This window comes from Pseudomonas sp. O230 (assembly GCF_045447035.1).
Classification (GTDB): domain Bacteria; phylum Pseudomonadota; class Gammaproteobacteria; order Pseudomonadales; family Pseudomonadaceae; genus Aquipseudomonas.
On record NZ_JBJGXN010000014.1, the window covers coordinates 107,301 to 126,484 of the forward strand.

The 19,184-nt window shown below is 62.0% G+C and carries 15 protein-coding genes and 2 riboswitches; of the genes, 9 read left to right on the top strand and 6 right to left on the bottom strand.

Annotated features, from left to right (window positions below; translation table 11 throughout):
* The first annotated feature begins 47 nt into the window (after nucleotides 1-47).
* From ACI77H_RS27620 to nfuA, 3 genes are all read left to right on the top strand, one after another.
* On the top strand, nucleotides 48-2,345 hold the full coding sequence (locus ACI77H_RS27620) for a fatty acid cis/trans isomerase (RefSeq protein ID WP_407014934.1): 2,298 nt from the start codon (nucleotides 48-50) through the stop codon (nucleotides 2,343-2,345).
* Between the two features lie 184 nt (nucleotides 2,346-2,529).
* Entirely contained in the window at nucleotides 2,530-3,564 is a 1,035-nt protein-coding gene (locus ACI77H_RS27625) for an acyltransferase family protein (RefSeq protein ID WP_407014936.1), read from the top strand.
* Nucleotides 3,565-3,621: 57 nt separating this feature from the next.
* Entirely contained in the window at nucleotides 3,622-4,206 is a 585-nt protein-coding gene (gene nfuA / locus ACI77H_RS27630) for a Fe-S biogenesis protein NfuA (RefSeq protein ID WP_407014938.1), read from the top strand.
* 69 nt (nucleotides 4,207-4,275) lie between these two features.
* On the opposite strand, the gene cobM is transcribed toward nfuA, so the two are convergent.
* From cobM to ACI77H_RS27650, 4 genes are all read right to left on the bottom strand, one after another.
* The gene (gene cobM / locus ACI77H_RS27635) at nucleotides 4,276-5,022 is read right to left on the bottom strand and encodes a precorrin-4 C(11)-methyltransferase (RefSeq protein WP_407014939.1); all 747 of its coding nucleotides are present in this window, start codon (nucleotides 5,020-5,022) and stop codon (nucleotides 4,276-4,278) included.
* Nucleotides 5,023-5,093: 71 nt separating this feature from the next.
* Entirely contained in the window at nucleotides 5,094-5,519 is a 426-nt protein-coding gene (locus ACI77H_RS27640) for a cobalamin biosynthesis protein (RefSeq protein ID WP_407014940.1), read from the bottom strand.
* The gene (locus ACI77H_RS27645; RefSeq protein WP_407014941.1) at nucleotides 5,516-6,220 is read right to left on the bottom strand and encodes a CbtA family protein; all 705 of its coding nucleotides are present in this window, start codon (nucleotides 6,218-6,220) and stop codon (nucleotides 5,516-5,518) included. The genes ACI77H_RS27640 and ACI77H_RS27645 overlap by 4 nt, the downstream gene beginning before the upstream one ends.
* A gap of 11 nt (nucleotides 6,221-6,231) precedes the next feature.
* The gene (locus ACI77H_RS27650) at nucleotides 6,232-6,441 is read right to left on the bottom strand and encodes a CbtB domain-containing protein (protein WP_407014942.1); all 210 of its coding nucleotides are present in this window, start codon (nucleotides 6,439-6,441) and stop codon (nucleotides 6,232-6,234) included.
* A 119-nt stretch (nucleotides 6,442-6,560) separates the two neighbouring features.
* A riboswitch (cobalamin riboswitch) is annotated at nucleotides 6,561-6,789 on the bottom strand.
* Nucleotides 6,790-6,977: 188 nt separating this feature from the next.
* Nucleotides 6,978-7,191: riboswitch (cobalamin riboswitch) on the top strand.
* 95 nt (nucleotides 7,192-7,286) lie between these two features.
* On the opposite strand from ACI77H_RS27650, the gene cobW reads away from it, so the two are divergent.
* The 5 genes from cobW to ACI77H_RS27675 all read left to right on the top strand — a co-directional run bounded on the left by cobW (nucleotide 7,287) and on the right by ACI77H_RS27675 (nucleotide 15,791).
* The gene (gene cobW / locus ACI77H_RS27655) at nucleotides 7,287-8,348 is read left to right on the top strand and encodes a cobalamin biosynthesis protein CobW (RefSeq protein ID WP_150634481.1); all 1,062 of its coding nucleotides are present in this window, start codon (nucleotides 7,287-7,289) and stop codon (nucleotides 8,346-8,348) included.
* Nucleotides 8,349-8,351: 3 nt separating this feature from the next.
* Nucleotides 8,352-12,209, top strand: a complete 3,858-nt coding sequence (cobN, locus tag ACI77H_RS27660) for a cobaltochelatase subunit CobN (RefSeq protein ID WP_407014944.1) — start codon at nucleotides 8,352-8,354, stop codon at nucleotides 12,207-12,209.
* Between the two features lie 72 nt (nucleotides 12,210-12,281).
* The gene (locus tag ACI77H_RS27665; protein WP_407014946.1) at nucleotides 12,282-13,280 is read left to right on the top strand and encodes an ATP-binding protein; all 999 of its coding nucleotides are present in this window, start codon (nucleotides 12,282-12,284) and stop codon (nucleotides 13,278-13,280) included.
* Nucleotides 13,281-13,333: 53 nt separating this feature from the next.
* A complete protein-coding gene (locus ACI77H_RS27670; protein WP_407015006.1) occupies nucleotides 13,334-13,945 on the top strand; it encodes a vWA domain-containing protein in 612 nt (203 codons plus the stop codon).
* 199 nt (nucleotides 13,946-14,144) lie between these two features.
* Nucleotides 14,145-15,791: a phospholipase D-like domain-containing protein gene (locus ACI77H_RS27675; RefSeq protein ID WP_407014947.1), complete on the top strand. Its 1,647-nt coding sequence runs from the start codon at nucleotides 14,145-14,147 to the stop codon at nucleotides 15,789-15,791.
* Nucleotides 15,792-15,856: 65 nt separating this feature from the next.
* On the opposite strand, the gene ACI77H_RS27680 is transcribed toward ACI77H_RS27675, so the two are convergent.
* A complete protein-coding gene (locus ACI77H_RS27680) occupies nucleotides 15,857-17,080 on the bottom strand; it encodes an NADH:flavin oxidoreductase/NADH oxidase family protein (protein ID WP_407014949.1) in 1,224 nt (407 codons plus the stop codon).
* 77 nt (nucleotides 17,081-17,157) lie between these two features.
* On the opposite strand from ACI77H_RS27680, the gene ACI77H_RS27685 reads away from it, so the two are divergent.
* Nucleotides 17,158-17,568, top strand: a complete 411-nt coding sequence (locus tag ACI77H_RS27685; RefSeq protein ID WP_407014950.1) for a MerR family transcriptional regulator — start codon at nucleotides 17,158-17,160, stop codon at nucleotides 17,566-17,568.
* Here ACI77H_RS27685 and ACI77H_RS27690 read toward each other — a convergent pair.
* On the bottom strand, nucleotides 17,552-19,093 hold the full coding sequence (locus tag ACI77H_RS27690; RefSeq protein WP_407014951.1) for an MFS transporter: 1,542 nt from the start codon (nucleotides 19,091-19,093) through the stop codon (nucleotides 17,552-17,554). The genes ACI77H_RS27685 and ACI77H_RS27690 overlap by 17 nt on opposite strands.
* Nucleotides 19,094-19,184 lie beyond the last annotated feature (91 nt).

Genomic DNA, 19,184 nt, shown 5'->3' on the forward strand with positions numbered 1-19,184 from the left:
TGCCCCGGTAGAATCGCGGCGTTTTTTCAAGGATCGGGAACAGGGACATGTCGTATCGCGTCGTCATCAGCAGCGTATTGCTGATTTTAAGCTGGGGCGCCGTAGCGCAGGAGCCGGCGATTTCTGCTGGCATTTCCTACAGCCGCGACATCCAACCGATCTTCACCGAAAAGTGCGTGGCCTGCCATGCCTGTAATGACGCCGCTTGTCAGCTCAACCTGGGCAGCGGCGAGGGTGCAGCGCGCGGCGCGTCGAAAGTCCCGGTCTACGACGGTGAACGCAGCCAGGCTGCCGCACCGACCCGGTTGTTTTATGACGCCTTCGGCAAGCACGCCTGGCAACAAAAGGGTTTCTATCCGGTGCTCGGCGCCCAGGGCAGCCAGGCCGCGTTGATGGCGAGGATGCTGGAGCTGGGTCACAAAACGCCTCTGACGCCCAACGCCAAATTGCCGGAAGACATCGTCCTGGGTCTGAACCGAGAAAACAGGTGCGCGATGCCGGCCGAGTTCGACGGCTACGCCAGCGCTCATCCGAAGGAAGGCATGCCGCTGGCGGTTACCGGCCTGACCGATCAGCAGTACCAGACGCTGCAACGCTGGCTGGCCTCGGGTGCGCCCATTGATGAACAAGGTCTGGTGCCGTCGGCGAAAGAAGCCTTGCAAGTGGTGCAGTGGGAGAACCTGCTCAACTCGCCGGGCGCCCGCCAGAGTCTGGTAGGACGCTGGTTGTTCGAGCACTGGTTTCTCGCGCATCTCTACTTCAAGGACGGTGAGCCGGGGCATTTCTTCCAGTGGGTACGCTCGCGCACGCCCACCGGCCAGCCGATTGACCTGATCAACACGCGCCGCCCGAATGACGATCCGGGCACGCAGGTGTACTACCGCTTGTGGCCGGTGCAAGGCGTGATCGTGCAGAAAACCCACATCACCTACCCGCTGAGCGCGGCGAAGATGGCGCGGATCAAAAGCCTGTTCTACAACGGCAACTGGCAGGTCAACGCTTTGCCGGGTTACGGGCCGGAGCGCCGGGCCAATCCGTTCACCACGTTCGAGGCGATCCCGGCGCAGGCGCGCTATCAGTTCATGCTCGATAACGCCGAATACTTCGTGCGCACCTTTATCCGCGGGCCCGTGTGTCGCGGGCAGATTGCCACCGACGTGATTCGCGATAACTTCTGGGCATTGTTTCAGGCGCCGGAACACGACCTCTACATCATCGACCCGAACTATCGCGGCCAGGCTACGCCATTGCTGGCCATGCCGGGGCAGAACGACGACGTCGGCAGCGTGCTGAGCCTGTGGCATGACTTCCGTGACAAGCGCAACGAATACGAGGCGTTGCGCCGCGACAACTACGCCGATGCGCCCGCGCCGAGCTGGTCGACCTTGTGGGCCGGCAACGACAATGCGCTGCTGACGATTTTCCGGCATTTCGACAGCGCCTCGGTGAACAAAGGCCTGATCGGCGACGTGCCGCAAACGATGTGGCTGTTCGATTTCCCCTTGCTGGAGCGCACGTATTATCAGTTGGCGGTCAACTTCGATGTGTTCGGCAATGTCTCTCATCAAGCGCAGACGCGCCTGTATTTTGACTTGATCCGCAATGGCGCCGAGCAGAACTTCCTGCGCCTGATGCCCGCCGACTCACGCGATGGCTATCTCGATGACTGGTATCAGAGCGGCGGCAAATTCAAGATGTGGCTGGACTATGAAGCTATCGACAACGACAAACCGACGGCGCTGAAACTCGACGAGAAAGACCCGAAGCGCGACTTTGCCATGCAGTTGCTGGCTCGCTACGGTGAGCTCAACGCCCAGCCTGATCCGATCAACCGCTGCGACGGGGCCTATTGCTCGCGACCAAACATCGATCCTGCATTGCAGAGTGCCGAACAGGCGCTCAGCCGTCTGACCTCGCGTCCCGCTGCCGGTCTGAAAGTTATCGATCAGTTGCCGGAAGCAACGATGCTGCGTATTGAAACGACGAGCGGCAAGCGTGAGGTCTATAGCCTGTTGCGCAACCGCGCGCACAGCAACGTGGCATTTCTGCTCGGCGAGTCGCTGCGTTATCAGCCGGGGCTCGACACGCTCACCCTGTTTCCCGGCGTGCTCAGCAGTTATCCGAACTTCATGTTCAACATTCCCGCGGAGCAAGTACCCGCGTTTGTGGAGGCGATGGAAAACGCCAAGGATGCCCATCGTTTCGAGAAAATCGTCGAACGCTGGGGGATTCGTCGTAGTCATCCGCAGTTCTGGTTTTACTTCCATGACCTGAGCCAGTACGTCCACGAAACCGACCCGGTGGAAGAGGGCATGTTGGACATGAACCGCTACGAAAATCTTTGATCGACTTTTGATGGCGCGCCGGTGTCCCAACTCCATGGGCACCACCGCACACCTGGAGGAGCCGGCTTGCCGGCGATGGCGTCTTCGCAGTCACCTCGATGTTGAACGTGACGCCGCCATCGCTGGCAAGCCAGCTCCTACAGGGTTCTGCGGTGATGTGTGGATTGCGATCGGAGGGCCGTCGATGTTGATTTCAGTACAGGCACTGCGCGCGTTGGCGGCGTGGACGGTGGTTTGCCACCATTTCATGCAGATTTTCTTCGACTTCAAGGCTCGCGGGCCGATCGGTCAGATGTTCATCGACAAGGGGGCGGTGGGCGTCGATATCTTCTTTGTCATCAGTGGGCTGGTGATATTCCTGTCCACCGAGGGCAAGTCGCTGCCTCCCGGGCGGTTTCTGCTGTATCGGCTGTTCCGCATCGTTCCGGCCTATTGGCTGTACACGGTGCTGATGGCGCTGCTGGTGGTCTTCGCACAGCCAGTGTTGCCGGATCAGACGGTCAACTGGTCACATTTCCTCCTTTCCTTGCTGTTTATTCCTACGGAAAATCCCGGCGGTTACGGGATTTATCCGACGCTCAACGTCGGCTGGACCCTGAATTACGAAATGCTGTTCTACGTGCTGTTTGCATGGGCGCTGCTGTTCCGTCTGCAGGTTCGGCTGCTGATCGTCGCGGCGTTGCTGTTTGCGGTGTGTCAGGCATGGACGGGGTACGGCTGGATCAGCGCGTTCTACCGTTCGGACATTGTTTATGAGTTTCTGCTGGGGATCGCCATCGGCATGATCTACCGTCGCGGCTGGATCAAGCCCGGCCTATGGCTGCCATTGCTGGGGATTGGCGGCGCGTTGCTGGCGATTTATCAGTTGCCCCCGCAGCCGCGGTTTTTCGCCTGGGGCCTGCCGAGCGCGGTGTTGGTCATGGCTTGCATGGCGCTGGAGCGGTTTTTCCAGGGCCGCCGATTGTTCAAAGTGCTCGGCGATTGTTCCTACTCGGTGTACCTGATGCACGTTTTGGTGCTGTCGGCCGGAGGCTTTGTCGCGCAACGGTATGGCATCAATGCTTACGTGATGTTCACGGTGTGCGTCGCGACCATTGGTTTGGCGTCGTGGGCAAGTTACGAATGGGTGGAAAAATGCAGCTATCGGTGGCTTAAAGCGCGGATTGACGGCGAATCATCGGATCCAGGAGCGCTGGCCCTTTCCCGACAAAAATACTAGGACTTTGTGCGGCGCGATGATTGGCGTAAACTGCGCCCAAGCCTGCGAGGAGTTTCCATGACCGCTATTACCATTACCGACGCCGCCCACGATTACCTGGCTGATCTGCTCTCCAAGCAGAACACCCCGGGCATCGGCATCCGCGTCTTCATCACCCAGCCTGGCACCCAGTACGCCGAAACCTGCATTGCTTATTGCAAGCCGGGCGAAGAAAAATCCGAAGACACCGCGCTGGGGCTGAAAAGCTTTACCGCGTACATCGACTCGTTCAGCGAAGCTTTCCTCGACGACGCGGTTGTCGACTACGCCACCGACCGCATGGGCGGCCAGCTGACCATCAAGGCGCCAAACGCCAAAGTCCCGATGGTCAACGCCGACAGCCCGATCAACGAGCGCATCAACTATTACCTGCAAACCGAGATCAATCCGGGGCTGGCCAGCCACGGCGGTCAGGTCAGCCTGATCGATGTGGTCGATGACGGTATCGCCGTGTTGAAGTTCGGCGGCGGTTGCCAGGGCTGCGGCCAGGCAGACGTCACCCTGCGTGAAGGCATCGAGCGCACCTTGCTCGAGCGTGTTCCCGAGCTCAAGGGTGTTCGTGATGTGACTGACCACACGCAGAAAGAAAACGCCTACTACTAAGGTGTTCGCTGCGACATGAAAAACGGCGCCCCGTGAGCGCCGTTTTTTTATGGGTGATTTTCAAGGGCTCTATGGTCTGTAGAGATGTGCATGCCCGGCACGGTACAGCGACGACTCGCTGAATTGATCACTACCCAACACTCGACCCACCAGAATCAACGCCGTCCGACGAAACCCCTTGGCCTCAACCTTCCCGGCAATATCCGCAATCGTCCCCACCACCCAATCCTGATCAGGCCAGCTCGCCCGATGAATCACCGCAATCGGGCAATCCGCGCCGTAATGCGGCAGCAATTCGATCAGGATTTTCTGCAGATGATTCACCCCCAAATGAATGGCCATGGTCGCCCCATGCTGCGCCAGACTCCCCAGCTCCTCACCCGCCGGCATCGCAGTCTTGTCGGCGTAGCGAGTCAGAATCACGCTCTGTGACACGTCCGGCAAGGTCAGCTCCGCCCCCAAAAGTGCCGCACACGCCGCTGTCGCGGTAACACCGGGGATGATTTCAAACGGAATGTCGAGCTCACGCAGGTAGCGAATCTGCTCGCCGATCGCGCCATACAGACTCGGATCGCCGGAATGCACCCGAGCCACGTCCTGGCCGTTGGCATGGGCGTTTTTGATCAGTTCGATGATCTGTTCCAGGTGCAGTTCAGCGCTGTTGACCACCTGTTCGGCGTTGTGTCCTTCCAGTACGGCGGTGGGCACCAGTGAGCCGGCGTAGATGATCACCGGGCAGCTGCGGATCAGGCGTTGGCCTTTGACGGTGATCAGTTCCGGGTCGCCGGGACCTGCGCCAATGAAGTAGACGGTCATCGTCGTTTCCTGTCTGAAAAAGGGGTTGGGCAAGGCTTCAGATGAAGATTGCTCATGATCGAGGGCGAGGATTATCGGGGATTTTGCGCGGCGCAGGCCAATGCCAGGGTGGCCTGAGCATATTTTTGTCGCGAAATGAGCAGTTTTGCCGGCGCCTGGGCCAGTTGTTCGGCAAGGGCGAGGGCGGCACTTTCTGCTACGCCATAGCAGCCGGTGCGTTCGAAGGCGATGTCCGAGCGGTGGCTGAGTCGCGGTTGAAAACCGGCCAGTTGTTCACTGCTGAAGTACGTCAGCGGCAGTTCGAGTTGTGCAGCGAGTTCGATCAGGCCAGGTTCATCACGCTTCAGGTCGATGCTGGCCAGGGCCTTGATCTGGTGAAGTTTGATGTGATGCGCCTGTAACGCCTGATCGAGTAACGCCCGCAGCGTGCTGACAGGGCAGCCGCGCTGGCAGCCCAGGCCGACCACTAACGTCGGCGCTGTGCGGGTGTTGGTCATGCGTGGTATTGGCCATCGCTTTTGCGGCGGAACAACCAGGCGCTGATCAGGCCCAGAGCCAGCCAGAATCCCATGTTGGTCAGCTGCGAAGCGATTTTGAACTGGGTTTCCAGGGCTTCCGGTGCAAGCATCGAGTGCACTTGCGGTTGCGGTGCGCCGATCACGTGTGGAACCGCCAGAATGGCCACGCCGAGAATCTTCATCAGCCAGTGACGGCTGAATACGATCAGCGCGATGCCAACCGCAGTGGACGCTGCGGTGCCGATCCACCAGATTTGCCGTTGTGCCAGATCCGCCGCCGTTGTGCCTGGCAGTTCCGGTGGCAGACCGAGGGTTGGTGCGAGGACGAAAGTTGCGTAACCGGCCAGGCCCCAGAGCAGGCCCTGGGAGGTTTTGGTCGGTGCGCGCAAGGTGTAGAGGCCAGCGAGCATCAGCGCAAAACCGACGGCAACCACCAGGTTGCCACCCGTGGTGGACAGCACGCGCTGCCAGCCGTCTTCCGGCTCCCAGGCTTCGGCGTCGTGGGTGTGAGCGGCGGCACCGGCGGCGTGTTCATGAACTGCAACAGCGGCCGGCTCGGATTTTTCGTAAGTCTCGGCCTGCAGAATCAGTGGAGCGACCCAGAAACTTTGCAGCAGGGTCAGCAACAGGGCGGCCAGCAGCCCGGTGAAACCTGCGGTTTGCGCAATACGCTTGATCATGTCAGCAGGTCTCAATGGCACGGGAAAGCGGAGCTGTGACGGGTATCGTGTGCGGCATTGTGCACCGCTTCGATGTGTGAGAAACCGGCAAAGTACACCAGGCACGCGCCCAGGATCGACGCACAAACGGCGGCGGTCAGGCGTTGAGCCAGGGTGGCAGGGGTGGTGCTGGCGGAGCTCTTATCGGTACTGCTCGGGCCGGTGCTGCTGATGATCGACATGGCGCTTCCCTCTGGTCTGTCAGCGGGTGAATAGAGCGCATGGAAGACCCCTGCGAATCGGGCTCGCAGAGGTTCAAACAGCGCCCGCCCACCGCGGGTTTGTTATTCAGTGAACGTAATCGTCACTTTGTGTTGCGGGCCGGTCTCCGGGCTCACGAGGGGCTTGGGCGTCAGCCGAAACCTGCAAGAACCACCTTCCCATACCAAACTGCTGGCACAGTGGATTTGATTCTTCGCTCGCTTACCGTTGCGGGGGCAGCACCGGACTGACATGGCTTTGAGTAAAGCACATGATTCACCGGTTTCCCGTTTCACCCTGTGAAGGGCACCCGTAACAAGGTGTGTAGGAGAGCATGGGCGGGGGTTGGGCGTCAATTGGCAGGGGTTCTCAACTCGAGACCGGTGCGCGCCCTTCGCGAGCAAGCCTGCCCCTACATTTTGGAATGCGCTCCCGGGTGGGAGCGGGCTTGCTCGCGAAGGCGGCATTCCTGCCTCTGCAGATCTCAAGCGAACATTGACCCGCCCCAAGACGATGCGTAGCCTTGAGCATTCGAGGTTCTCCGGCGTCTGCCGGAGCTAAGAAGGGAACGCGGTCGATGCCGCGGCTGCCCCCGCAACTGTGAACGGTGATGTTCGCTGCCACGCCACTGCACGCTCCAGCCCTGGAGCCCGCGGGAAGGCGCAGCCAACGCCAGTCTCGCGACAGGCACACCGTCAGCCAGGAGACCTGCCTCGATACGAATTCTCACTACAACCGGGCGGGGTGATCCGGTGGCGAACTCTTCCGCGCGCCTGTCGTTGCGGTCGTCGTCCCGTACGCCCGCCACCTTGCCAAAGGGCATCCGATGAAAACACTGGCCAAACTCCCCGTCACCATCGTTACCGGCTTCCTCGGCTCGGGCAAAACCACCTTGCTGCGGCACATGCTCGACAACGCGCAAGGCCGCCGCATCGCGGTGATCGTCAACGAGTTCGGCGAGCTGGGCATCGACGGTGAAATCCTCAAGCAGTGCTCGATCGGTTGCACCGAAGAAGAAGCCAACGGCCGCGTCTACGAACTGGCCAACGGCTGCCTGTGCTGCACCGTTCAGGAAGAATTCTTCCCGGTGATGCGTGAACTGGTAGCCCGTCGCGGCGACCTCGATCACATCCTGATCGAAACCTCGGGTCTGGCCCTGCCAAAGCCGCTGGTTCAAGCCTTCCAGTGGCCGGAAATCCGCAGTGCCTGCACCGTTGACGCGGTGATCACCGTGGTCGACAGCCCAGCCGTTGCCGCTGGCACTTTCGCCGCGTTCCCGGATCAAGTGGACGCCCAGCGCAAACTCGATCCGAACCTGGATCACGAATCGCCGCTGCACGAGTTGTTCGCCGACCAACTGGCCAGCGCCGATCTGGTGATTCTCAACAAGGCCGACCTGATCAGCCCTGAAGACCTGGCCCGCGTGCGCCTGGAAGTCGCCGAAGAGTTGCCACCGGCAGTCAAAGTCATCGAAGCCAGCAGCGGTCGCCTGCCGCTGGACGTGCTGATCGGTCTCGGTGCCGGCTCCGAAGAACACATCGACAGCCGTCACAGCCATCACGATCACCATCATGAAGGCGAAGATGACCACGATCACGACGCGTTCGACTCCATTTCCATCGAACTGCCGCAAGCCGATGAAAGTTTGCTGATGGACGCGCTGACTCAACTGGTGGTCAAGCACGGCATCCTGCGGGTCAAAGGATTCGCGGCGATCCCGAACAAACCGATGCGCCTGTTGATTCAGGGCGTGGGCACGCGTTTCGACAAGCATTTCGACCGTCAGTGGGGCGCCGACGAAGCGCGCACCACGCGTCTGGTGTTGATCGGCCAGGAACTCGACGCCGCGCAACTCGAAGCGCAACTGCGCGCCGCGCTCAGCGTTTAACCCATGCACCTGCTCAGGACCCAGCCCGGCGGTTTCGTCTCGGATGACAACATCGCCGACCTTGGACAAACCCCCGCCGAACTGGTGATCCTGTGCAGCGGCGATTCCAGCCTTGCGCTGCTCGCCGAAGCCGCGCAGCAGTTGCCGGACGATTATCCGAGCGTGCGTCTGGCCAACCCGATGCAGGTGCAGAACCACGCCTCGGTCGACTTGTATGTCGACGAAGTGCTGCGTCATGCCAAGGTGATTTTGATCTCGTTGCACGGCGGCATCGCGTATTGGCGCTACGGCGTCGAGCGGTTGGTCGAGTTGTCCGAGCGCGGGGTGCAACTGATTCTGGTGCCCGGCGATGATCGCCCGGACCCGGAGCTCAGCGACCTGAGCACGGTGGTTGCGCAAGACCGCGACCGGCTCTGGCATTACCTGCGCCAGGGGGGCATGGCCAACGCCCTCGACCTGTTTCGCTGCCTGGCCAATCGCTGGCTGGATCGCGACTATGCGTGGGCCGAACCGCAGACCCTGCCGCGCACCGCGATCTACCACCCGCAAAAAAGCCCCGCCGCACTGAAAGATTGGCACGCCGACTGGCAGGCCGGTCAACCGGTGGCGGCGGTGCTGTTTTACCGCTCGCATTTGCAGGCGGCGAACACCGCGTTCATTGATGTTTTCTGCCAGCGTTTGCAAGCGGCGGGGTTGAACCCCTTGCCGATTGCCGTGGCCAGTTTGAAGGAGCCCGGCTGCCTGACGGTGGTCGAGGACTGGCTGGATGAAGTCGACGCCTCGGTGATTCTCAACACCACCGGTTTCGCCCAGTCCAGCCCGGAAGCGCCGCACTTGCGGCCGTTCCGACGCAATATCCCGGTGATCCAGGCCATCTGCGCCCAGGACAACGAACCCGGTTGGCGTGCCAGCGAGCAGGGCCTCGGGCCGCGGGATCTGGCGATGCACATCGCGCTGCCGGAACTGGACGGGCGGATCATCAGCCGGCCGATCAGCTTCAAGGATCTGGCATGGCGCAGCGAGCGTAGCCAATCCGATGTGGTTTGCTACCGGCCTGCACCTGAGCGCATGGATTTTGTCGCCGAACTGGCGCGGCGCTGGATCGATCTGGCGCGGGTGCCGAACCGCGAAAAACGCATCGCCCTGATCCTCGCCAACTACCCGACCCGCGACGGTCGTATCGGCAACGGCGTCGGCCTCGATACACCTGCCGCCGCGTTGAACATCCTCCGTGCGTTGCGCGCGGAAGGTTATCCGTTGCCCGCCGAACTCCCGGACAGCGGCACCGCGCTGATCCAGCAATTGCTCGGCGGCGTTAGCAACGACCTCGACACCCTCGACCAGCGTCCGTGTCATCAAAGCCTGGCGCTGGACGACTACAACTCGATGTTCGACGCCTTGCCCGAGGCCAACCGCCACGCCGTGCTGGAGCGCTGGGGCACGCCCGAAGGCGATCCGATGTTTCGCGGCGGGCGGATGATGATCGCCGGGCTGCGATTCGGCCTGACCTTTGTCGGCATTCAACCGGCGCGGGGTTATCAGGTGGACCCGAGCGCGGTCTATCACGACCCGGACCTGGTGCCGCCCCACGGTTATCTGGCGTTTTACTTCTGGTTGCGCAACACCTACGGCGCACACGGCGTGATCCACGTCGGCAAGCACGGCAACCTCGAATGGCTGCCGGGCAAAGGCGTCGGGCTGTCGGAGAATTGCTGGCCGGACGCGTTGCTCGGGCCGCTGCCGAACATCTATCCGTTCATCGTCAACGACCCGGGCGAGGGCGCCCAGGCCAAGCGCCGCACGCAAGCGGTGATTATCGATCACCTGATGCCGCCGCTGACCCGCGCCGAAACCTACGGCCCGCTCCGCAACCTCGAACTGCTCGCCGACGAATATTACGAAGCGCAATTGCTCGATCCGCGCCGCGCCCGTGAATTGCAGCGCGACATTCTGCAACTGGTGCGCGACACGCACATCGACCGTGAACTGCAATTGGACGAGAAGCTCGACAGCGACGCCGATGCAGCCATTTGGCTGCCGCGTCTGGACACCTATTTGTGCGACTTGAAGGAGTCGCAGATCCGTGATGGCCTGCACATCTTTGGCGAGTCGCCGAGCGGGCGTCTGCGCATCGACACGTTATTGGCGCTGCTGCGGATTCCACGTGGCGATGGCCGTGGCGCGCAGTCGAGTCTGCTGCGGGCGTTGGCCAAGGCGTTCGAGTTGGGTTTCGATCCGCTGGATTGTGCATTGGCCGATCCGTGGACCGGTGCGCGTCCTGATGAACTGCAATCGATCAGCGATGAAGTCTGGCGCACGGCGGGGGATGCCCGTGAACGTCTGGAGTTGTTCGCCGCTCAACTGATCTCGCAAGTTTTGAGTGCCAGCCCTAAACCCTGTGGGAGCGAGCCTGCTCGCGAAAGCGGAGTTTCAGTCGACATTGATTTGCCTGACACACCGCTTTCGCGAGCAAGCTCGCTCCCACAGGACGCAAACTGGATTGAGGTGAAGGCCATCCTCGACAACCTGCGCGAAGTCGTCGCGCCACGCCTGGACGCCTGTGGCTCGGCGGAAATGCGCGGCCTGCTCGACGCCCTCAGCGGCCGCTTCGTCCCCGCCGGCCCCAGCGGCGCGCCGAGCCGTGGTCGTCTCGACGTGTTGCCAACCGGGCGCAACTTCTATTCGGTGGACGTGCGCAACCTGCCGACCACCACCGCGTGGCGCATCGGTTTCCAGTCGGCGAACCTGATTCTCGAGCGGCACTTGCAGGATCACGGCGATCACCTGCGTCAGCTCGGCTTGTCGGTCTGGGGCACCGCGACCATGCGCACCGGCGGCGACGACATAGCGCAAGCCATGGCGCTGATGGGTGTGCGCCCGGTCTGGGCGACGGGCAGTCAGCGGGTCGATGACTTCGAAATTCTGCCGCTAAGCCTGCTCGACCGCCCGCGCGTGGATGTGACCTTGCGCGTGTCCGGGTTCTTCCGTGATGCCTTTGCCAATCTGATCCGCCTGTTCGATGCGGCGGTGCAAGCGGTCGCTGCGCTGGATGAACCGGACGATCTCAATCCATTGGCAGCCAAGGTCCGCGCCGAACGCGAAGCGTTGCTGCAATCGGGCCTTGATGAGGAAGCGGCCAAGCGGCAGGCCGGTTGGCGCATCTTCGGCGCCAAACCCGGTGCTTACGGCGCTGGCGTGCAAGGGGCTATCGACGGTCGTTTGTGGCAGAGCCGCGAGGACCTGGCCGAGGTCTACCTGAACTGGGGCGGCTATGCCTACGGCGGTTCCGACGAAGGCACGGCGGCCCGCGAGCAGTTCGCCCAGCGCCTGAGCCAGGTTCAGGCTGTGCTGCAAAATCAGGACAATCGTGAGCATGACTTGCTCGATTCCAACGACTATTACCAGTTCCAGGGCGGTATGCTCGCGGCCGTGGAAAGCCTCAGCGGCGCAGCGGCAGCCAGTTACCACGGCGACCACAGTCAGCCGGACTTGCCGAAAATCCGCACGTTGAAGGAAGAATTGAACCGGGTGATCCGCTCACGAGCGGCCAATCCGAAGTGGATCGACGGGGTCAAACGGCACGGCTACAAAGGTGCGTTTGAACTGGCGGCGACGGTCGATAACCTGTTCGCGTTCGACGCGACCACGCAGTTGATCGACGATCACCAATACGCGTTGCTGGCCGATGCGTACTTGCTGGACCCGGCGACGCGGGATTTTGTCCGTGAGCACAATCCCCATGCGTTGCGCGACATGACCGAGCGCATGCTGGAAGCGCAGCAGCGGGGGATGTGGCAGGAACCTGGAGCATATAAAGAGGCTCTGGAAAATCTGCTGCTGGACATAGAAGAAGACAGTTGATGCGCCTCCGACAGGGATTAAGGCGCCTGTGAGATTTATTGATAGATCACCGACCATGAACGAGTATTGAAGATGACCGACACCCCGCATTTCCCCTTATCCGCCGTGGTCGGCGCCGACGACTTGAAACTCGCCCTGTACCTCACCGCCATCGACCCGAAAATCGGCGGCGTGTTGATCGAAGGCCCGCGTGGCATGGCCAAATCGACCCTGGCCCGAGGCCTCGCGGATCTGCTTGCCAGCGGCCAGTTTGTCACCTTGCCGCTGGGCGCCACTGAAGAGCGCCTGGTAGGCACCCTCGACCTCGACGCCGCCCTGAGCGAAGGTCGCGCGCAATTTTCTCCCGGTGTATTGGCCAAGGCTGACGGTGGCGTGCTCTACGTCGATGAAGTCAACCTGCTGCCCGATCACCTCGTGGACTTGCTGCTCGACGTCGCCGCCAGCGGCACCAATCTGATCGAACGCGACGGCATCTCCCATCGGCATTCGGCGAAGTTCGTGCTGATCGGCACCATGAACCCGGAAGAGGGCGAGTTGCGTCCGCAATTGCTCGACCGCTTTGGCCTGAACGTCGCCCTCAGCGGCCATACCGCCCCGGCCGAGCGTGGGCAGATCATCCGTCGGCGTCTGGATTTCGACAGCGATCCGCAACGCTTCTGCGCCGAGTGGGAAAGCCAGCAGCAGTCGCTGCGGGAACGTTGCCAGACAGCGCGCAGCACCTTGGCGAGCATCCCCCTCGACGATGAGGCGCTGGCGCAGATTACCGAGCGCTGTTTTGCCGCCGGCGTCGATGGCCTGCGCGCCGATCTGGTCTGGCTGCGCGCCGCCCGTGCCCATGCGGCATGGCGGGGGGCGAGCGCGATTGCCGAGGACGATATCGACGCGGTTGCCGAGTTCGCCTTGCGCCATCGTCGTCGCGAACAGTCGCCACCGGCGCCGCAACAGGACCGGCAGCCCTCGCCACAACAGCCCAACCCGAGCGAAGGTCAGGGCCAGTGGGGTGAAATGCCCGCGCAGGCGCTGCCAGTCGGCGCTCGACGTGAAGTGCCGAGCTGGCCAAAAAAGCCCTAGGCATTCGCCCTCGATCTGACGCGGGGGCGAATGCCAGACCCCGCGCCGGACAGCTGGACCACGGCAAACACGGTCAGCGTCATGCCGCCCGCAACGGTTCGATCAATTGGCCCGGCACCTTGCTTAACGGCCGCCCGCGCCAACGCCAGGATGTGCTGTTTCATCTGCGCACGCGCTCGCCGCACGAACTGTGGCTGGTGATCGTCGACGCCTCGGCCTCGACGCGCCGTCATCAGGCATTGAGCGATGCCAAGGGGCTGTTGGCGCAATTGTTTGACGACGCCTACCGTCAGCGCGCGCGCCTGGCATTGCTGACGGCCAGCGGCCAGGCGCCGAAGTGGCAGGTGCAGGGATTGAAAGCTTCCAGCGGATTAGGTCACTGGCTCGACGGTCTTGGCGCGGGCGGCGGCACGCCGTTGCTGGCGGCGCTCGGCGAGGCGGGGCGATGGCTCGCGGTGCGGCAAAAACGCTTTCCGGCGGAACAGCAGCGCTTGTTGCTGGTGACGGATGGGCGGTTGAAGGAATGGTCGGGGTTGCCGGTGCTTGAGTGTCCGGGGTTGCTGATTGATATTGAGCGCGGGCCGATTCGGTTGGGGCGGGCGCGGCAGTTGGCAGCCGATCTGCAAACAGATTATCGGCATATTGATGAGCTGATCTCAGGCTGAAAGTTGCCGCGTCTCAAAGGGCCGCATCGCGGGCAAGCCCGCTCCCACAGGGTTTGTGTCGTTCGCAAAATTGTTGGTCAATACACAAATCCTGTGGGAGCGGGCTTGCCCGCGATAGCATCCACTCGGTTACAGCATTGTCCCCATAACCCGCAGCGCTGCCCTATGCTCTGAAAGCCGCCATTCACAGGAGTGAAGCATGCGTGTTCTCGCCACAAACAGTCAGGATGATTTCCGCGTCAAAGCCTACGCGGGTACCAACGGCGTGTTGCTGGCCATGGACCTGGCCGAATCCCGCCGCAAAGGCCTGCTTGGTTTCGCCATCGAAAAACAGCAGGGCAGCAAGCCCTGGCTGTTCCTGTTCAATAGCCTGACGTTCCCCGGCAAGACCCATACGTTCCCGCAGTTTCACGCCACCCGGAGCGACCTCGCACCCTTGCAGAAATTTCGCTGGGCCGATTACGCCGTCAATCCGGGGATGACGATCCATTACCGCATCCACCTCGCCTATGGCAGCGCCGAGGCACCGCAACTGGGCGAATCTCTGGAAGTGACCGTCACGTCCGACAATGGCCTGCCGCACAATCAACGCGTGATTTTCAACCGCGCGGTGGCCGCGAGTCAGGCATTCCAGCGCAAGTTTCCCGAGCTCGACGCGCTGATCAGCGCCAACAAAAACCTGCCTATCGAAGCCTGGTCCGATGCCCCTCGGCAATGGCTGGAAAATGGTCTGCTCGGGCGCTTGCTGGGGTTTATCGAACGGGCGCTGGATGGTCAGTGGGCGCTGGACATTGCCATTTACGAATATGAGTTGCAGGTGATCGTCGATGCCGTCAACGCGGCGTTCGAACGGGGCGTGAAGGTTCGCGTGCTGTATCACGCACAACCCGACGATGAGGACACCGCCATCAACCAGACCAGCCTGGAAAAAATCCCGGCGGCGAACAAGCGCGGGCGCGTGACTCACAACATCTTCCACAACAAATTCATGGTGCTGAGCCGACTCGACGGCGCCGGCCAACATCAGCCAGAAGCGGTGCTGTGCGGCAGCACCAACTTCACGCCCAATGGCGTTTACCGCCAGGCCAACGTGGTGCATGTGCTGGACGATGCGCGCGTCAGCGCCAGCTATCTGCAGACTTTCGAGCAGATTTGGGCGACACCGGCCGACGTCGGTGCCACCCGGCAATGGCTCACGCAACACAACCCGATGGACCCGCAGCAGCCGTTGTTCGCCGGGTTCTCCCCGCGTTCGGGGCAGGGTGATTTGCGTGAGTTTGTCGAGATCATCGACGCCGCGAAAAAGGACGTACTGTTTGTCACCGCGTTCGCCTTGCCCGACGAGATTCTCAACGCGCTGCTCGGCCAGCCCCACGACGACATTTTGCGTTACGGCCTGCAAAACACCGCCAGCCGCATCACCGGTTTTCACGCCGACCGCAGTGCCGAATTCGCCGCGACTGCGCTGCTCAACACCGGGCTGGAAGGCTGGCTCCGAGAGAACATGAAAGGCCAGAAGGGCAACCTGCTGGTGCACACCAAAGCCGTGGTCACCGACTTCACCAGCGACGCGCCGACGATCATCAGCGGCAGCCACAACCTCAGCGTTGCGGCCAGCAACGGCAATGACGAGAACTACCTGATCGTGCGCGGCGATACCGATCTGGCCGACCGTTATGGCTTGGAATTGCTGCGATTCTACGAGCATTACCGCTTTCGCTACTTTGCCAGGCAGCTGGCGCTCAAGCAGGTGCAGCCGTTGAAGGTGGATGACAGCTGGACCGATGATTATTACCTTGCGGCGGATTTGCGGCAGCTCTCCAGATTGCGATTCTCCGGGCGGTAAAACAGTGTCGGCGATGGGGGCGACGCGGTTTTCCCGCGTCAGCCGAACTTTGAACCTCCCCCTGATTACTTTCCCATCGCCTGACGATACTGCCGCGTACGCCGGCCAATGTACCAACGGTCGAGGATCAGCGCCCACACCGCCGACACCTCGGGGCGGGGCTGGCGTCCACGGCTCAGGCGCTGCAGCTGGAATTTCACCACCGCCATGCTCGCCAATGCGGCCAACGGTTTGCGTTTCCAGCGGATCGGCGGCAGTTGCGGATGGCTGTTCCGGCCTTCACGCCAGTGTTTCACCAACTGCGGTTCGAGGGCCAGCGCGGTGCCGATGCCGGCCATGGCAATGCCGCTGTCGAGCACCTGTTCGACGATCGCCAGGCGCCGAATCCCGCCGGTCACCATCACCGGCATGCGCGCCACGCTCGCCAGTTCGCCAGCCATGTCCAGAAAGTACGCTTCCCGCGCCAGGGTCCGGCCATCACGTGCCTCGCCCTGCATGGCCGGCGCTTCGTAACTGCCGCCCGACAACTCGAGCAAATCAATCGGCTGGTCGTTGAGCCACTGGATCACTTGGCGGGCATCGTCAGCATCGAAACCGCCGCGCTGGAAGTCGGCCGAGTTGAGTTTTACCGAGACGCAAAATTCCGGTGATACGACCTGGCGAACGGCGCTGATCACTTCGAGTAACAAGCGTGCGCGATTCGCCAGCGATCCGCCCCAACGGTCGCTGCGGCGATTGGTCAATGGCGACAGGAACTGGCTGATCAGATAACCGTGTGCCGCATGAATCTGCACGCCGCTGAAGCCGGCTTTTTCGGCAAGGGCAGCGCTGGTGGCGAAGCGGGTGACGACATCGCTGATATCGCTTTCGGACATCGGCCTGGGTTCGGCAAACATCTTCGAGAACGCCCCCAGGTCCAGCGCCACGGCAGACGGTGCCAAGGCTTGCTGGCCGAGGTTGGCCATGGTCTGGCGCCCCGGATGATTGAGCTGCATCCAGAATTGCGCGCCACCGGAACGACCAATTGTTGCCCATTGGCGAAAGCGCGCCATGTCGCGATCATCTTCCAGCACCACGCCACCGGGGCCGGTCATGGCGCGGCGGTCGATCATCACGTTGCCCGTCAGCAACAACCCGGCTTCGCCCCCGGCCCAGGCCTGATACAAGCGAAGCAGCGCATCGGACGGCGCTTGCCCGGTGTCGGCCAGGTTCTCTTCCATCGCCGCTTTGGCAATGCGATTGCCGATGGTCTGGCCGTTGGGCAAATTCAACGCTTGGAAAGGCGACATGCTTGACTCCTCATCAATGAAGAGCAGAGGCTAAGCTTAAAGTTAACTTTAATGTCAAGCAGGCAAACGAGGCCGTTATGAAGATTGGTGAATTGGCGCAGTTGAGCGGGTTTAACGCCTCGCGCATTCGTTTTTACGAGGCGCAGGGGCTGATCCAGAAGGTGGAACGCCGGGCGAACGGCTACCGGCATTACCCCGAGCAGGTGTTGCAAACGCTGTATCTCATCCAGTGTGCGCAGCAGGCCGGGTTCAGTCTGGAAGAGCTGAAGCAGTTGATGCCGGACACCGCGACCGGTGAATTCAAGCACGACGAACTGGTCGCGGGCCTCAAGCGCAAAGTCGACCAGATCGAAGAAATGCAGCAGCACCTGGCGCAGAGCAAGGCGAAGCTGTTGGCGGTGCTCGACGATATCCACGCCCGCCCCGACGGCATGGGCTGCGATGCGAATGCCGAGCGGGTGCTGGCGTCCTTCAAGCCCTCGCGCTGATGGCGGCAGCCGATGGGGCGGGAATCGGATTGCGCATCAACGTGCCTACCACCAATGCCCCGAGCAACGCGAGTAAACCGGCGACCCACAACAGGAGGCTGAAGCCGCCGACGAACGCCTGTCGGGCCAACGGTTCGACCACGCTGCGCGCCGCCTCCGGCACCAGGCCCAGCGCTGCCGGCATGTCACCGGCCACCACCCGTGACGCGATGCTCTGGGTCTGGGCCAGCCATTGCGCGCCTTGTGCCGACAAATCTGCGCGCAACAACTGCTCGGCATGGCTGGACAGCAACGCGCCGTACACGCCGATCGCCAGCACAATCGCACTGAAACGCATGGTGGTGCTCATGCCCGAGGCCATCCCGGTGCGCTCCCGAGGTACGCAGGCCATGATGTTTTTCTGGGTGTCGCCATTGAGCAGCCCGGCCCCCGCGCCCGTCACGGCAATGGCCAGGGCGAAAGGCAGGTAACCGCCGCTGCTGACCGCCCAGGCACTGAGCAAATTGCCGATGCCGACCAGGCTCAAACCGGTCGCCATCAACGTGGCCGGGGCAAATCGGCTGGCCATACGCACACCGATACGTGGGCAAATCAACAGGGTCAGGGCAAACGGCAACATGCCCAATCCCGAGGCGATGGCCGAGAAACCCAGGCCGTTTTGCAGATAAAACGGCAGCAACGTCATCATCACCTGAGCACAACCGGCGTAGGCAAACATGCCCAGCAAGGCGCCGATGAAGCGCGGATGTTTGAACAATTGCAGGTCGACCATCGGCCGCCGCTGCATCCGCTCGATCACGACGAACAACCCCAGTAACAGCGCGCCGCCGATCAGTCGGGCGTAAGTGCTCGGGTTGTTCCAGCCGATCCGGTTGGCTTCGATCAGGCCCCAGATCAGGCACAGCAAGCTGCCACTGAACGCCAGGCTGCCCCACGGATCGAGGCGTGCGGATTGCGGGTCGCGAGACTCCGGCACAGCGCGCCAGACCATCAGCATCAGGAACAGGCCCACCGGCAAATTCAGGTAGAAGATCCAGCGCCAGCCGATGTACTCGGTAATCAGCCCGCCGATGGTCGGTGCGGCGGTCATCGCCACGCCCATGCACGCGCCCCAGAACGCCCAGGCTTTGGCCCGTTCCACTTCATCGTGAAACGTATGGCCGATAGAGGCCAGTGCCGACGTCAGCAGCAGCGCCGCGCCGACACCCTTGATCGCCCGCGCGACGTCGAGAAACAACGCATTGGGCGCAGCGCCGCAACCGATGGACGCCAGAATGAAAATGACCAGGCCACAGAGCAGGGTTTTCTGCCGGCCGAAGCGATCGGCGATGCTGCCGGCCGGCAACAACAGGGCGGCGAACGCCAGCATGTAGGCGCTGACCACCCATTCGATGTCGGCAAAGTTTGCGCCCAGGTCCCGGGCAATCGTCGGCAAGGTGACGGCGACGATGTTGGTGTCGAGGACGATCAACGAACAGACGCCAGAGGCTGTCAACAGTGTGAGGCGCGGATTGACGCGGCTCATGACCGGATTGCCTTTTGCGCAATGCGGCGGGTCATAACGGCGATAAGAGGTTTGACGTGCATGGTGTGGGCTCTCTACTGTGATTGCCACA

Bases quoted from the DNA above. Each gene is read 5' to 3' on its own strand.
- ACI77H_RS27625 (WP_407014936.1), top strand. From the start codon at position 2,530: ATGTTGATTTCAGTACAGGCACTGCGCGCGTTGGCGGCGTGGACGGTG.
- cobM (WP_407014939.1), bottom strand. From the start codon at position 5,022: ATGACCGTCTACTTCATTGGCGCAGGTCCCGGCGACCCGGAACTGATC.
- ACI77H_RS27690 (WP_407014951.1), bottom strand. From the start codon at position 19,093: ATGAGCCGCGTCAATCCGCGCCTCACACTGTTGACAGCCTCTGGCGTC.
- ACI77H_RS27675 (WP_407014947.1), top strand. From the start codon at position 14,145: ATGCGTGTTCTCGCCACAAACAGTCAGGATGATTTCCGCGTCAAAGCC.
- ACI77H_RS27640 (WP_407014940.1), bottom strand. From the start codon at position 5,519: ATGACCAACACCCGCACAGCGCCGACGTTAGTGGTCGGCCTGGGCTGC.
- nfuA (WP_407014938.1), top strand. From the start codon at position 3,622: ATGACCGCTATTACCATTACCGACGCCGCCCACGATTACCTGGCTGAT.
- ACI77H_RS27620 (WP_407014934.1), top strand. From the start codon at position 48: ATGTCGTATCGCGTCGTCATCAGCAGCGTATTGCTGATTTTAAGCTGG.
- ACI77H_RS27645 (WP_407014941.1), bottom strand. From the start codon at position 6,220: ATGATCAAGCGTATTGCGCAAACCGCAGGTTTCACCGGGCTGCTGGCC.
- cobN (WP_407014944.1), top strand. From the start codon at position 8,352: ATGCACCTGCTCAGGACCCAGCCCGGCGGTTTCGTCTCGGATGACAAC.
- ACI77H_RS27650 (WP_407014942.1), bottom strand. From the start codon at position 6,441: ATGTCGATCATCAGCAGCACCGGCCCGAGCAGTACCGATAAGAGCTCC.
- ACI77H_RS27680 (WP_407014949.1), bottom strand. From the start codon at position 17,080: ATGTCGCCTTTCCAAGCGTTGAATTTGCCCAACGGCCAGACCATCGGC.
- ACI77H_RS27665 (WP_407014946.1), top strand. From the start codon at position 12,282: ATGACCGACACCCCGCATTTCCCCTTATCCGCCGTGGTCGGCGCCGAC.
- cobW (WP_150634481.1), top strand. From the start codon at position 7,287: ATGAAAACACTGGCCAAACTCCCCGTCACCATCGTTACCGGCTTCCTC.
- ACI77H_RS27685 (WP_407014950.1), top strand. From the start codon at position 17,158: ATGAAGATTGGTGAATTGGCGCAGTTGAGCGGGTTTAACGCCTCGCGC.